The following is a 13939-nucleotide window of genomic DNA, read 5'->3' on the forward strand; positions in this document are numbered from 1 at the left end:
CACTTTCCCGTCACGTCATTGTTAAGAAGATTTATGTGCTTGTCGGTATGCCAGCACGGGTTATTTTACCCAATCTTCGTACTGCAAACCCGGTACCCGCTCAAACTCCCTCACGTTATTAGTGACCAGTATCGCCCCGGACGCAATGGCATGGCCGGCGATAGCCGCATCGTTTGATCCAATCGGCGTACCGGCGGCGGCCAGTACGGCACGGATCTCTGTGGTGGCATCCACTGCCGCCCGGTCCCAGGCCAGCACGGCATCCAGGCGACTACAGAATGCATCGACCAGTTGGGCATGGCGTGGCGAGGCCTTTTTGCCCGTACAGCCAAAACGCATTTCGGCGTAGGTAATCGCCGACACCACAATACGATGGCGGCGCAGCACTGCCTGCTCAAGGCGTTTCAGCACAGCTTCCGGCTGTTCGCGCATAATGAAAGAACAGATGCAGGTATCCAGCATGTAGGTTTTACTCATAGTTCAAAGCGCCCCTCATCGCTGATGATGTCTTCGCGTTCCGTCAGAAAGTCTGGGCTGGCTTTTTCCTCATGACGGAATGATCCCCAGGAAGGGCGGGCGGGGCGCAGAATAATCGTGTCGCCTTCGCGGAAGATTTCAAGTTCGTTGACGCCGTCAAAATCCAGATCGCGTGGAAGGCGGATCGCGCGGTTATTGCCATTTTTAAATACAGATACGGTTCGCATGGTCGTCTCCTGCCCTTGTGGGCGTGATGTTATAGGCCAGTGTCGGAGTTAATTATATGCCTGTGCGTGACATATGTATAGGCATATGCATATACCTGTAAGCAGGAGGCGAAAGAAGGGCGTAAAAGTAGCGGACGAGTAACGGTTTTGACCCAATATCCCCGCATCAACGCAAATGATGCACTACCTGGTTGCTGCTACCGCGCCAGATCAGCGCCGGGTCTTTCAGATCCTGCACAAATTTGCCATCGACCAGCACGTTGATGAGATCGACTACCTGCATTTGCGCGGCGTTGAGTTCATCGAGCTTGTAGCCGGTCCACACCCAAATATCTTTCCCCGGGCACTCCGCGCGGATGCGTTGTACCAGTGCCAGGATATCCGGTACGTTTTGCGGATGCAGCGGATCGCCGCCGGAAAGCGAGATCCCCTGACGGTGAATGCGCGTGTCGTTCAGATCGGCAATGATCTTATCTTCCATCTCTTTGGTAAACGGCTGGCCGGAGTTCAGCCGCCAGGTGCTTTTGTTATAGCAGCCAGGGCATTCATGCACGCACCCTGACACAAACAGGGTGCAGCGGGTGCCGGGGCCGTTAACGATGTCTACGGGGTAGTATTGGTGAAAGTTCATGTTTCCTCGTTGCATTTGGCGCTGTAGCGGCGTTGGCCGCTCTCACTTACCCAGGTCACTTACTTATGTAAGCTCCCTGGGATTCGTTCGTTTGCCGCCTTGCTACAACACCAACTGCTTAGAGGAAACTCATGAAATTGGAACTATAGCCAGCGGTTGTAGGCCGGATAAGGTGTTTACACCGCCATCCGGCATTTACGCATTGCAAACGGAGGATTAACCTATCTGCCCGTTGCCTAAATGCTTCACGCGGCGCTTCACTTCTTCCTGCTTGCCGGCGTTAAACGGACGCGCGTCCGGGCTGCCTAAATAACCGCACACGCGACGGGTAACCGAGACGCGCGCGGCATCGTGGTTGCCGCATTTCGGGCAGGTGAAACCTTTACTGGTACATTCGAACTCGCCGGTAAAGCCGCACTCGTAGCATTCATCGATCGGCGTGTTGGTGCCGTAATACGGTACATGCTGATAGCTGTAATCCCAGACATCTTCCAGCGCTTTCAGGTTGTGCTGAATGTTCGGGTATTCGCCGTAGCAAATGAAACCCCCGTTCGCCAGCGGCGGATACGGCGCTTCGAAATCGATTTTGTCGTACGGGTTGACCTTCTTCTCCACGTCGAGGTGGAAGCTGTTGGTGTAGTAACCTTTATCGGTTACGCCCGGCACCACGCCGAACTCGGCGGTATCCAGACGGCAGAAGCGGTCACAGAGGTTTTCACTTGGCGTGCTGTACAGACTAAAGCCGTAGCCGGTCTCGTCTTTCCACTGATCCACGGCCTGGCGCAGACGCTCCACAATCGCGATGCCTTTAGCGCGAAGCTGCTCGCTGTCGTACAGGTGTTCGCCGCCGAACAGCGCGTTAATGGTTTCATGGATACCAATGTAGCCCAGAGAGATGGACGCACGACCATTTTTAAAGATTTCAGACACGTCGTCATCCGCTTTCAGCCGCACGCCGCAGGCGCCTTCCATATACAGGATAGGCGCGACACGGGCTTTCACGCCTTCAAGGCGGGCGATACGGGTCATCAGCGCCTTCCGCGCCAGCGCCAGACGTTCATCCAGCAGTTTCCAGAATGCGGTTTCGTCGCCTTTTGCTTCCAGCGCGATGCGCGGCAGGTTAAGGCTAATCACGCCCAGGTTGTTACGCCCGTCGTGGATCTGCTCGCCGTTTTCGTTCTCCCACACGCCGAGGAAGCTGCGGCAGCCCATTGGCGTTTTGAACGAACCGGTGACTTTGACCACCTGATCGTAGTTGAGAATGTCCGGATACATGCGCTTGCTCGCGCACTCCAGCGCCAGTTGTTTAATGTCGTAGTTCGGATCGCCAAACTTGTGGTTCAAACCATCGCGGATAGCGAAGACCAGTTTCGGGAACACGGCGGTTTTGCGATTTTTACCCAGACCGGCGATACGGTTACGCAAAATAGACGCCTGGATCAGACGCGACTCCCAACTGGTGCCGAGGCCAAAACCAAAGGTCACGAAAGGCGTCTGGCCGTTAGCGGTGTGCAGCGTGTTAACTTCGTATTCCAGCGACTGGAAGGCGTCGTAGCACTCTTTTTCGGTGCGAGAACGCGCATACCCTTCGGCATCCGGGATCTGCCACTCATCGGCGGTTTTGCGGTGCTTGTTATAGCTTTCGGTGACAAACGGCGCCAGCACTTCGTCGATACGGTTAATGGTGGTGCCGCCATAAATATGGCTGGCGACCTGCGCGATAATCTGCGCGGTAACGGCAGTGGCGGTAGAGATAGATTTTGGCGGTTCGATCTCGGCGTTACCCATCTTAAAGCCCTGGGTCAACATGCCTTTCAGGTCGATCAACATACAGTTGAACATCGGGAAGAACGGCGAATAGTCGAGATCGTGATAGTGGATATCGCCGCGCTCATGCGCTTGTACTACGTCACGCGGCAACAGGTGCTGGCGGGCATAGTGTTTGGCGACAATCCCGGCCAGCAAATCGCGCTGGGTGGGAATGACTTTACTGTCTTTGTTGGCGTTTTCATTGAGCAACGCGGAGTTAGTTTGCTCTACCAGGCCGCGAATTTCCTGGTTCAGACGACCACGCTTTTCACGCTGAATGTCGCGATCGTGACGGTATTCGATGTAGGCGCGGGCAAGCTGTTTGTACGGGCCGGACATCAGTTGGTTTTCAACCGCAGTTTGGATCTCGTTAATATCCACCTGACTGCGTGCGTTCATTTGGCTGCTAACGACTTCTGCGACGGTGGCACAGTAATCTGCGTCATCGACTCCCGCTGCTTTAGCTGCACGTAGAATGGCTTCCTTAATGCGCTCTGATTTGAATGGCACTTTACAGCCATCTCGTTTCATCACATGCGGTGTCATGATCACTCCATATTTGTAAGAACAGGTTATCCACAGAGGCCGGGGAAGCCATAACAGGTTTATTCATCTCTTTTCCAACGACTTCCCGCAATCCTGACCCAGGTTATCCACAATTCACCTTGTGTCGAGTGAACAGGTGTTGTAGCAATTGTAGTCAATTAATACAACATATTGGGTTGGCGTGCATTTTAAAGTCTATATGTAGTGATTTGCATCAAGGATGTTTGCAATTTTATTGATGTAGAACAAGGTAAAAATCAGAGCGTACAGATGGCGGGCGCTGTAGCGTTTGTAAAAGATAGCAAGAAAAATCTGATTAATTATTCAACAAAAACAGACAGTAACCTGGAGCAACGCCACAGCCCGTGTCAATAGGTTTGTGGCGTTTATCCGTATAAGGACGTCGCGTTAGCGTTGTAACCACCAGATGGCTTCAAATGGGCGGAGCGTCATCGCGGCTGGCTGGCTGGCGACCTCGCCATAATTGTGCAGTAGCGCCTGCCATTGTCCTTTGATATGCGGCGGATGCCACTCCTGGCACTGGTCGCTCAGATTGGCGACAACCAGTAGGGTTTGCCCCTGCCACTGGCGGCGATAACACCATACTGATGGGCTATCCGGGAGGAGATCCTGATAATCGCCCCAGATCAGTACAGGCTGGGTTTTACGTAGAGCAATCAGCTTTTGATAGGTGTAAAACACCGAGTTTTCATCGCGTAATGCTGCCGCGACGTTAACCTCCGTATAGTTATCGCACAGGCTTATCCACGGCTCGCCCTGGGTGAAACCGGCGTTTTTACTGTTGTCCCACTGCATCGGCGTGCGGCTGTTGTCGCGGGATTTACTGGCCAGGATAGCCAGCAGTTCGTCGGGGTCGCGTCCGGCGGCGCGTAGCGCGGCAAACATGTTATGGCTTTCCACGTCGCGATAATCGGTGATGCGGGTAAAGTGTGGGTTGGTCATGCCAATTTCTTCGCCCTGATAGATATAAGGCGTCCCTTGCATACCGTGCAGCGCCATCGCCAGCATTTTCGCGGCTGGAATCCGGTATTCACCCTCGTCGCCAAAGCGGGAAACGATGCGCGGCTGATCGTGATTACACCAGAATAACGCGTTCCAGGCGACGTTATGCATCCCCTGTTGCCAGTGGCGGAACAACGCTTTCAGCGCCACATAATCAGGTTTTGCCAGCGTCCACTTTTCGCCATTGGGGTAATCCACCTTCAGATGATGAAAATTGAAGGTCATCGAGAGTTCGTCGCCGCTAAGCGCGGCATATTGCTGGCAGTTTTCCAGCGTGGTAGAGGACATTTCGCCTACCGTCATCAGATTACGCGGCGTAAAAACGTCACGGTTCATTTCGCGTAAAAACGTATGCGCGCGCGGTCCGTCGGTATAAAAGCGGCGTCCGTCGCCCGTCGGATCGTCAGGAAAATCCTGATCTTTGGCGATCAGGTTCACCACGTCCAGACGCAGGCCATCCACGCCGCGATCGGCCCAGAATTCGCAGACCTTTTTCAGCTCGGCGCGCACGGCGGGGTTTTCCCAGTTCAGGTCGGCCTGTTCAGGCGCGAAAAGGTGTAAATAATATTGTTCGCTCTGGCTATGCCAGCGCCAGGCGCTGCCGCCAAATTTGGATTGCCAGTTATTCGGGCAGACATCCGGCGTGCCATCGCGCCAGATATAAAACTGACGGTATGGGCTCTCTTTGTTCAGCGCTTCGCGAAACCAGGCGTGTTGGGTAGAAGTATGGTTAAACACCATATCCAGGATGATACGAATACCGCGTGCTTTCGCCTGCGCGACCAGCTCGTCAAAATCATCCAGCGTGCCGTAGGTCGGGTCGATAGCCGTATAATTTGCGACGTCATAACCGTTATCCACCTGCGGCGAGATATAAAACGGCGTGAGCCAGATGGCGTCCACGCCGAGTCGCTGTAGATAGTCAAGGCGCTGCGTGACGCCGCGTAAATCGCCGGTGCCGCTGCCGGTCGTGTCCTGAAAACTTTTCGGGTAGATCTGATAAATAACGCCGTTTTGCCACCAGAGGGGAATAGTCATTGTAGTTTCCTGCAAGTACGTTGGGACGCAACTGCGCCCCGAAGAAGAATTAGACAATTTGTAATGTGCCCTGACGATGCTTACGCTGATAGATAAAGGTGGTCAGAATCACCGGGATAACGATCGCGATAACCATCGCCATCGCAAACACCTGCCAGTAAGTCGGCTGGATAGAGAGAATGCCCGGCAGGCCGCCAACGCCGATGCCGTTTGCCATTACGCCATTCAGACCACAGAGCAGACCGGCAAGGCCAGAGCCGATCATCGCGCACAGCATCGGGAAGCGATATTTGACGTTGATGCCGTACATTGCCGGTTCGGTCACCCCCAGATAGGCGGAGATCGCCGCCGGAACGGAAATTTCACGTTCATTGTGTTTACGGCTGGAGATGATAATGCCCACCACGGCGGAGGCTTGCGCGATATTCGACAGCGCAATCAGCGGCCAGACTGGCGTACCGCCCATGCTCTGAACCATCTGCATATCGATAGCGAGCGTGGTCTGGTGGACGCCGGTAATGACCAACGGGGCATACAGGAAGCCGAACAGCGCCGCGCCTATCGGGGCGAAACTGCCGGTCATCAGATAACGTACCGCAAAGGCTACGCCGTCGCCGATCATGCGACCAAAGGGGCCGATAAAGGCGTGGGCGAGAAAGACGGCCAGTATCAACGAACACACCGGGACGACGACCAGGTAGAGATAATCCGGCACGATGCGTTTCAACCGCGTTTCAATAAACCCAAGCGCCAGCCCTGCCAGTAGCGCCGGGATAACCTGCGCCTGGTAGCCTATTTTCTCAATACTAAATACGCCGAAGTTCCAGACGTCCGGCGTTTGCTGGCCCAGCAGATACGCATTCATCAACTGCGGCGACACCAGCGTCACGCCGAGCACGATACCAAGAATCGGCGTGCCGCCCATTTTTTTCACCGCCGACCAGCAGATCCCCACCGGCAGATAGAAAAAGATCGCTTCGCCGATCAACCATAAAAAATCATAAAGCGTTTTTAGCGCCGGATGCATCTGCGCCAGCGTTTGGCCGTTGCTCATCGGCACATCGCCGATCACGTTACGAAAGCCTAAGATCAAACCGCCGCTGATCAACGCCGGTAGTAGCGGAAAGAAGATCTCCGCAAAGTGGGAAATTAACTGCTCATGCCACTTCATGTTCTGGCGAGCGGCTTTTTTGGCCTGCTCTTTATCGGCATATGCTTTGCCGGTGGTCTCCAGCAGCGCGTTATAGTAATCGCCGACTTCGGTGCCGATCACCACCTGAAACTGCCCGGCGTTGGTGAAACAGCCTTTAACCATCGGTAATTGTTCGATCTCTTTTGGCCTGGCGTTCGCGGGCTGGTGGAGCACAAAGCGCAGGCGAGTAATGCAGTGGCTCACCGTGGCGATGTTGTCGCGCCCGCCAACCAGGTCAATCAGCCGGTCGATATCGGCTTGTTTTACTTTGCTCATCGTAAAGCCTCATGGCAGAGGAGGTAAGTTATGGGTTGGCGCAAGAGTAGCTCTTCAACGTTGGTTTAAAAATGGGAACGTTCCCGAAACACGGCGAAGATCACAAATTACTCGTGGTATTCCGTTTAATCAGTCACTCAGGCGAGGGTAGAAGGAATGACGATCCGGCGCGGATCGCAGCGGCCATTGATCTGTTCGATCAGCTGCGAAGCCGCCTGCCGTCCGGCTTCAGCATAGCCAGGATCGACAGTGACGATCTCCGGGTGCAGGAATTTTATCAGCGGCGTGTTCCCGACGCTTGCCAGTTGCAGCGTTTCAATACGTTGCTCCTGTAAATACTTGCTGGCGCCCAACGCCAGCGTATCGGTAGCGCAGACTAACGCGGTGGTATCCGGCATGATGACGCTTGCCGTATGCTCATAACCCTGCTTCATGGCAAGACCGGGCAGGGCGGCGACGGGATGAAGTTTATGTTTTTTGCAAAACGCCAGGTATGCGTCATGCCGACGTTTGCCGGTGGTAATATCGCTATGGGGAACGCCCAGAAAGCTAATGTTGCGGTGTCCTTGCTCATACAGCCGCTGCATAAGGATATGAATCGCGCCCTCGTCGTCGTAACAGACGGAGGCAAAACCTTGCGCATCTCTTGCCAGCAGCACCAGCGAGGCTTTCCAGGGGGCGATCAACTCTTCTGTGATGCCGGTAAAGCCAAACAGCACCACGCCATCAATGTTACGTCGTCTGAGCATGCCCAGATGTTCCATTACCAGCGTCGGCGAGAACTGACTTTCCATCATAATAGGGTCGTAGCCCTGTTCGTAAAACGCAGGCAGCATGGTCTGAACCGCGAGGTTTTCAGACAACGAATCAAGGCGAGTGACGATAATAGCGACCACTTTATCGCTTTGTCCCCGCATCGCGCGGGCGGAGCGGGACGGAGAGAAACCGTGTTGATTCATCACCGCTTCGACACGCTCGCGGGTACGTTCGCTTACGCCGCTTTCATTGTTAAGCACGCGGGAAACGGTTGATTTCCCTACGCCGCTCAGGCGGGCGATGTCTTTGATAGTGAGCCGGTTTTGCATCCTGTTTTCCCGTGGCGTGACGCTGATGGTGATAAAAAGAGTAACTTTACTCAAGCGAAGGGCAATGGGCAAAGTCTGGTTTATCGTTGGTTTAATTACGTAACGGTATGATACCGCCATAATTGCCACAAAACTTATGGATTTATGCGTATAATCCGCGGCGCAAATCATTTACTTACCGGAGGCAACATGGACCCTGAACCCACCCCTCTCCCGCGATGGAGAATTTTCCTTTTCCGGTAAGCCTGCCTCTGCTGTCTTACCGGTGTGTAAGACAGTGACACAATAACGTCCCTGTTTTTATTTAAACATTGCTCATCGGGCAAGGCTTTGCCGCGCCTGAAGAATTTTCTGCGCCTGACTTCGGCGCGGAGGGATTACCTATGCTAAAAACCATTACCCGCCAGCTTTTTGCCCGGCTTAATCGTCATTTGCCTTATCGTCTGGTTCACCGCGATCCGCTGCCCGGCGCGCAGACCGCGGTAAATGCGACTATCCCGCCTTCGCTGAGCGAGCGCTGTCTGAAAGTCGCGGCAATGGAGCAGGAGACTCTCTGGCGCGTTTTTGATACGCACCCGGAGGGATTAAACGCCGCCGAGGTGACGCGCGCGCGTGAAAAGCATGGCGAAAACCGCCTTCCGGCACAGAAACCCTCGCCGTGGTGGGTGCATCTGTGGGTATGTTATCGCAATCCTTTCAACATCTTACTCACGATTCTTGGCGGCATTTCTTATGCCACGGAGGATCTGTTTGCCGCAGGCGTTATCGCCCTGATGGTCGGTATCTCAACGTTGCTGAATTTTGTGCAGGAAGCGCGCTCGACGAAAGCGGCGGACGCGCTAAAAGCGATGGTGAGCAATACCGCTACCGTACTCCGGGTTATTAATGAAAATGGCGAAAACGCCTGGCTGGAATTACCCATCGATCAACTGGTGCCCGGCGATATTATTAAGCTGGCGGCGGGGGATATGATCCCGGCGGATTTACGGATTATCCAGGCGCGCGATCTGTTTGTCGCCCAGGCGTCGCTGACCGGCGAATCTCTGCCAGTCGAGAAAGTCGCCGCGACGCGTGAGCCCCGGCAAAATAACCCGCTTGAGTGCGACACGCTGTGCTTTATGGGGACGAACGTCGTGAGCGGAACGGCGCAGGCCGTGGTGATGGCGACCGGCGCCGACACCTGGTTTGGTCAATTGGCGGGGCGCGTGTCGGAACAAGATAACGAGCAGAACGCTTTCCAGAAAGGAATTAGCCGCGTCAGTATGTTGCTGATCCGCTTTATGCTGGTCATGGCGCCGGTAGTACTGATTATTAATGGTTACACGAAAGGTGACTGGTGGGAAGCGGCGCTATTTGCGCTCTCGGTCGCGGTAGGGCTCACCCCGGAAATGTTGCCGATGATCGTCACCTCCACCCTCGCGCGCGGGGCGGTGAAGCTTTCGAAACAGAAAGTTATCGTGAAGCACCTTGACGCGATTCAGAACTTCGGCGCGATGGATATTCTGTGCACCGATAAAACCGGCACTCTGACGCAGGATAAAATTGTGCTGGAGAATCATACGGATATCTCTGGTAAGCCCAGCGAGCATGTACTGCATTGCGCCTGGCTGAACAGCCATTATCAGACCGGTCTAAAAAATTTACTGGATACGGCGGTCCTGGAGGGAGTAGACGAAACCGCCGCGCGTCAGCTCTCCGGACGCTGGCAGAAAATCGATGAAATCCCGTTTGATTTTGAGCGTCGCCGGATGTCGGTGGTGGTGGCCGAAGATTCGAGCGTGCATCAACTGGTTTGCAAAGGCGCGTTACAGGAGATCCTGAACGTGTGTACTCAGGTGCGCCACAACGGCGATATTGTGCCGCTGGACGACAATATGCTGCGCCGGGTGAAACGCGTTACCGACACGCTGAACCGTCAGGGGCTACGCGTGGTCGCCGTCGCGACCAAATACCTGCCTGCGCGTGAGGGCGATTACCAACGTATCGATGAGTCTGACCTCATTCTGGAAGGGTATATCGCTTTTCTCGATCCGCCGAAAGAGACCACCGCGCCGGCGTTGAAAGCGCTGAAGGCGAGCGGAATTACGGTGAAAATTCTCACCGGCGACAGCGAGCTGGTAGCGGCGAAAGTTTGCCATGAAGTTGGGCTGGATGCGGGCGATGTCGTTATTGGCAGTGATATTGAAGGGTTAAGCGACGACGCGTTGGCGGCGCTGGCCGCCCGTACGACGTTGTTTGCGCGTCTGACGCCGATGCATAAAGAGCGCATCGTCACTTTGCTCAAACGCGAGGGGCATGTGGTCGGTTTTATGGGCGACGGGATTAACGATGCCCCGGCGTTGCGAGCAGCGGATATTGGTATCTCGGTAGATGGCGCGGTGGACATCGCCCGTGAGGCGGCCGATATTATTCTGCTGGAAAAGAGCCTGATGGTGCTGGAAGAAGGCGTCATTGAAGGTCGTCGTACTTTTTCTAATATGTTGAAATATATCAAGATGACGGCCAGCTCAAATTTCGGTAACGTGTTTAGCGTGCTGGTAGCGAGCGCCTTTTTGCCGTTCCTGCCAATGCTGCCGCTGCACTTGCTGATTCAAAACCTGCTGTACGATGTATCCCAGGTGGCGATTCCGTTTGATAATGTCGATGAAGAACAAATTCAAAAGCCGCAGCGCTGGAATCCGGCGGATTTGGGGCGCTTTATGGTCTTTTTCGGTCCGATCAGCTCGATTTTCGACATTTTGACCTTTTGTCTGATGTGGTGGGTATTTCATGCGAATACGCCAGAAACGCAAACTTTGTTCCAGTCCGGCTGGTTTGTGGTGGGATTACTGTCGCAAACGCTGATTGTGCATATGATCCGTACCCGCCGTCTGCCGTTTATTCAAAGTCGCGCCGCCTGGCCGCTGATGGCGATGACATTGTTGGTGATGGTGGTGGGAGTCTCGTTGCCGTTTTCGCCCCTGGCGTCTTACCTGCAGTTGCAGGCGCTGCCGTTAAGCTATTTCCCGTGGCTGATTGCTATTCTGGCGGGCTATATGACGTTAACCCAGTTAGTGAAAGGGTTTTACAGCCGACGTTATGGCTGGCAGTAAACACTTTCGTCGGGGATTCGCCAGCGTGCTTAATCCCCGATATCGCTAACCAGGTCAGATGCCCGTAAAGCTCGACAAGTTTAACGCGATCGGCTTTATCTTTAAATTTCAGGGCTTATTCAAGCAACTGTAGAATGCTATATGCAGGCATAAAAAAGAGGAATGTCCAGCTAAGTTTGTAAAATACATTCTCTGCCCCCGAGCCAGAACGAGAGGAGGAGATGTCCCACCGCCGGATATGTTTTGCGGATATGCGACGAAAGCGGCGAATATAGCTAATGCAATAAACTAAGTAAGGAGGAATCGCTAAGGCGGCAGTGGGTTTAGGAAACATAAGGGTAAGCAATATGGCTGCGACAATGAAGCATAAAAAGACTATCTTCGCGGTAGATTCTATCTGTTTTAATTCCTGGCGTACGCTTTCAGCATGCTTCTCTTGCCAGCGACGGAGCGTGCTGTTGCTAAATCCATATTCTTCGCACAACGCCTTATTCGGTACGCCGTTTTTCGACTGTTGCAGAAAATCGGCTATTTGTTCCTCGGTAAAACGCGATCTTACCATTGCCGCCTCTCCATGGCTGTTGGTGCCCCGAACCGGGCAAACTTGCGCCGCCCGGCGGGGATAACGTCCGGCGCTTAGCGACGAACAGCGATCGCTTCAATCTCAATTTTCACGTCTTTCGGCAGACGGGCAACTTCCACGCAGGAACGCGCCGGGAAGGTGGCGTTGTGCTCGGTGAAGAAGGCTTCGTAGGTGGCGTTGACGGTCGCGAAATCGTTCAGGTCTTTCACGAATACGGTCGTTTTCACAATGTCGCCTACTTTCAGGCCAGCGGCTTCCACGATAGCTTTAACGTTTTCCAGCGACTGACGTGCCTGAGCGGATACGTCTTCCGCTACGGCACCGGTTTTCGGATCGACCGGGATCTGACCGGAAGTGATTACCATGCTACCCAGGTCAACGCCCTGTACGTATGGGCCGATTGCTGCTGGTGCATTTTCCGTCGCAATAGTTTTGCTCATGATTTCTCCTGAATTACAGCGGTAATAGAATGTCCCCGCTCATTATAGGGAGCCGGGATCTCATAACCAACCCAAATTAGTTGGCCAGCACCACATAATGCGAAAACTCTTTTTCACAGTATTTGCATTTGAGGGCGATATCATTGGCGCGTTTTTTCACTGCAAAGCTGGAGGATACCGGTTCCGCGTGGCTGATGCAGTTGCTGTTCGGGCAAACCAGCACATTATTAATACGCTCTGGCAGGCTGGGGCGTGATTTCCCGACTACGTCGTAGTTGTCGATGCGGTTAACGGTGGCCTGCGGCGCGTACAGAGCAAGTTGGTTAACCTGCTCTTCGGTGAGAAAGGTGTTTTCTATTTTGATTAAGTCTTTACGCCCCATCTCACCAGACGGGAGATTCAGACCGATAGTGATTCGCTGATCGGTCTCGGTCAATTTAAACAGACTCAGCAGTTTAAAGCCTACCTGCGCAGGGATATGGTCAATCACGGTGCCGCATTTAATGGCTTCAACCTGCAGTTTGTTATCGTGTGTCATCGTTTTTCTCCCTTACAGACTCAGTTCGCTATTCAGTACTAACGCCAGTAACGCCTGGCGAGCGAAAATACCGTTGCCCGCCTGTTGGAAGTACCAGGCGTGTGGCGTTTTATCCACATCCGTGGTGATTTCATCAATCCGCGGCAGCGGGTGCAGCACTTTCATATTTTCACGCGCGCCGTTCAGGTCGCTGGCGCGCAGAACAAACTGCGCCTTCACATTGGCGTACTCCGACGGGTCGAGACGCTCTTTCTGTACGCGAGTCATATAGAGGATGTCGACGTCGGCCATGACCTCTTCAATAGAACCATGCAGGCTCCAGGCCATCCCTTTTTCATCCAGCATATCCAGAATGTACTGCGGCATCGCCAGCGCGTCCGGCGCGATAAAATAAAAACGGTTGCCGCTAAATTTCGCCAGCGCCTGGGTTAGCGAATGCACGGTGCGGCCATATTTCAGATCGCCGACCATCGCGATATGCAGGTTATCCAGACGGCCCTGCGTTTCCTGGATGGTGAACAGATCCAACAGGGTTTGCGTCGGATGCTGATTCGAACCGTCGCCCGCATTGAGCACCGGCACCTGACCGGAAAACTCCGTCGCCAGACGTGCCGCGCCTTCTTGCGGATGGCGCATCACAATCGCGTCCACGTAAGTGCTAATCACTGAGATCGTGTCGGCTAACGTTTCTCCTTTTTTCCCCAGCGACGTGTTGGCGCTGTCGGAGAAGCCCACTACGCTGGCGCCCAGGCGATGCATTGAAGTTTCAAACGACAGGCGGGTACGCGTGGAGGCTTCGAAAAAGCAGCTGGCGATCACTTTATGTTTCAAAAGCTCCGGCTGCGGGTTGGCTTTTAATTTCGCCGCCGTCGCCAGTACCAGATTAAGATCGTCGCGGCTGAGGTCGTTTATGGAAATGATATGTTTTTGATATAGCGGGTTAGCCATGTTTATCTCCTGACGCCTGGGCAAAAAAAAGCCC

At 54.0% G+C, this 13939-nt stretch carries 13 protein-coding genes; 2 read left to right on the forward strand and 11 right to left on the reverse strand.

Annotated elements, in window-relative coordinates:
* Positions 1–60 precede the first annotated feature (60 nt).
* The 7 genes from NA197_RS14650 to treR all read right to left on the reverse strand — a co-directional run bounded on the left by NA197_RS14650 (position 61) and on the right by treR (position 8304).
* Positions 61–477 carry a type II toxin-antitoxin system VapC family toxin gene (locus tag NA197_RS14650; RefSeq protein WP_000048134.1) on the reverse strand — a complete coding sequence of 139 codons (417 nt, stop codon included), beginning with the start codon at positions 475–477 and terminating at the stop codon, positions 61–63.
* Positions 474–704 carry a type II toxin-antitoxin system VapB family antitoxin gene (vapB, locus tag NA197_RS14655; RefSeq protein ID WP_001261294.1) on the reverse strand — a complete coding sequence of 77 codons (231 nt, stop codon included), beginning with the start codon at positions 702–704 and terminating at the stop codon, positions 474–476. Before vapB ends, NA197_RS14650 begins: the two co-directional genes overlap by 4 nt.
* A 166-nt stretch (positions 705–870) precedes the next feature.
* Positions 871–1335, reverse strand: a complete 465-nt coding sequence (gene nrdG, locus NA197_RS14660; protein WP_001009177.1) for an anaerobic ribonucleoside-triphosphate reductase-activating protein — start codon at positions 1333–1335, stop codon at positions 871–873.
* Positions 1336–1551: 216 nt separating this feature from the next.
* The gene (nrdD, locus tag NA197_RS14665; protein ID WP_000187818.1) at positions 1552–3690 is read right to left on the reverse strand and encodes an anaerobic ribonucleoside-triphosphate reductase; all 2139 of its coding nucleotides are present in this window, start codon (positions 3688–3690) and stop codon (positions 1552–1554) included.
* 408 nt (positions 3691–4098) lie between these two features.
* The gene (treC, locus tag NA197_RS14670) at positions 4099–5751 is read right to left on the reverse strand and encodes an alpha,alpha-phosphotrehalase (RefSeq protein ID WP_000155045.1); all 1653 of its coding nucleotides are present in this window, start codon (positions 5749–5751) and stop codon (positions 4099–4101) included.
* 49 nt (positions 5752–5800) lie between these two features.
* Positions 5801–7219, reverse strand: coding sequence for a PTS trehalose transporter subunit IIBC (treB, locus tag NA197_RS14675; RefSeq protein WP_064043028.1), 1419 nt, complete (start codon positions 7217–7219; stop codon positions 5801–5803).
* A 137-nt stretch (positions 7220–7356) separates the two neighbouring features.
* The gene (gene treR / locus NA197_RS14680; RefSeq protein ID WP_001181297.1) at positions 7357–8304 is read right to left on the reverse strand and encodes a trehalose operon repressor TreR; all 948 of its coding nucleotides are present in this window, start codon (positions 8302–8304) and stop codon (positions 7357–7359) included.
* Positions 8305–8493: 189 nt separating this feature from the next.
* On the opposite strand from treR, the gene mgtL reads away from it, so the two are divergent.
* Both mgtL and mgtA read left to right on the forward strand, forming a co-directional pair.
* On the forward strand, positions 8494–8547 hold the full coding sequence (mgtL, locus tag NA197_RS14685) for a mgtA regulatory leader peptide MgtL (RefSeq protein WP_099374030.1): 54 nt from the start codon (positions 8494–8496) through the stop codon (positions 8545–8547).
* Between the two features lie 140 nt (positions 8548–8687).
* Positions 8688–11396 carry a magnesium-translocating P-type ATPase gene (mgtA, locus tag NA197_RS14690; protein WP_000920862.1) on the forward strand — a complete coding sequence of 903 codons (2709 nt, stop codon included), beginning with the start codon at positions 8688–8690 and terminating at the stop codon, positions 11394–11396.
* Between the two features lie 115 nt (positions 11397–11511).
* On the opposite strand, the gene NA197_RS14695 is transcribed toward mgtA, so the two are convergent.
* The 4 genes from NA197_RS14695 to pyrB form a co-directional block, all read right to left on the reverse strand.
* A complete protein-coding gene (locus NA197_RS14695) occupies positions 11512–11958 on the reverse strand; it encodes a transposase (RefSeq protein WP_000252555.1) in 447 nt (148 codons plus the stop codon).
* Between the two features lie 74 nt (positions 11959–12032).
* On the reverse strand, positions 12033–12419 hold the full coding sequence (ridA, locus tag NA197_RS14700; RefSeq protein ID WP_000047544.1) for a 2-iminobutanoate/2-iminopropanoate deaminase: 387 nt from the start codon (positions 12417–12419) through the stop codon (positions 12033–12035).
* Between the two features lie 76 nt (positions 12420–12495).
* On the reverse strand, positions 12496–12957 hold the full coding sequence (pyrI, locus tag NA197_RS14705) for an aspartate carbamoyltransferase regulatory subunit (RefSeq protein WP_000148570.1): 462 nt from the start codon (positions 12955–12957) through the stop codon (positions 12496–12498).
* 12 nt (positions 12958–12969) lie between these two features.
* Entirely contained in the window at positions 12970–13905 is a 936-nt protein-coding gene (pyrB, locus tag NA197_RS14710; protein WP_000013055.1) for an aspartate carbamoyltransferase, read from the reverse strand.
* Positions 13906–13939 lie beyond the last annotated feature (34 nt).

It is taken from the genome of Salmonella sp. NW884 (assembly GCF_051700745.1).
Taxonomy (GTDB): domain Bacteria; phylum Pseudomonadota; class Gammaproteobacteria; order Enterobacterales; family Enterobacteriaceae; genus Salmonella; species Salmonella enterica.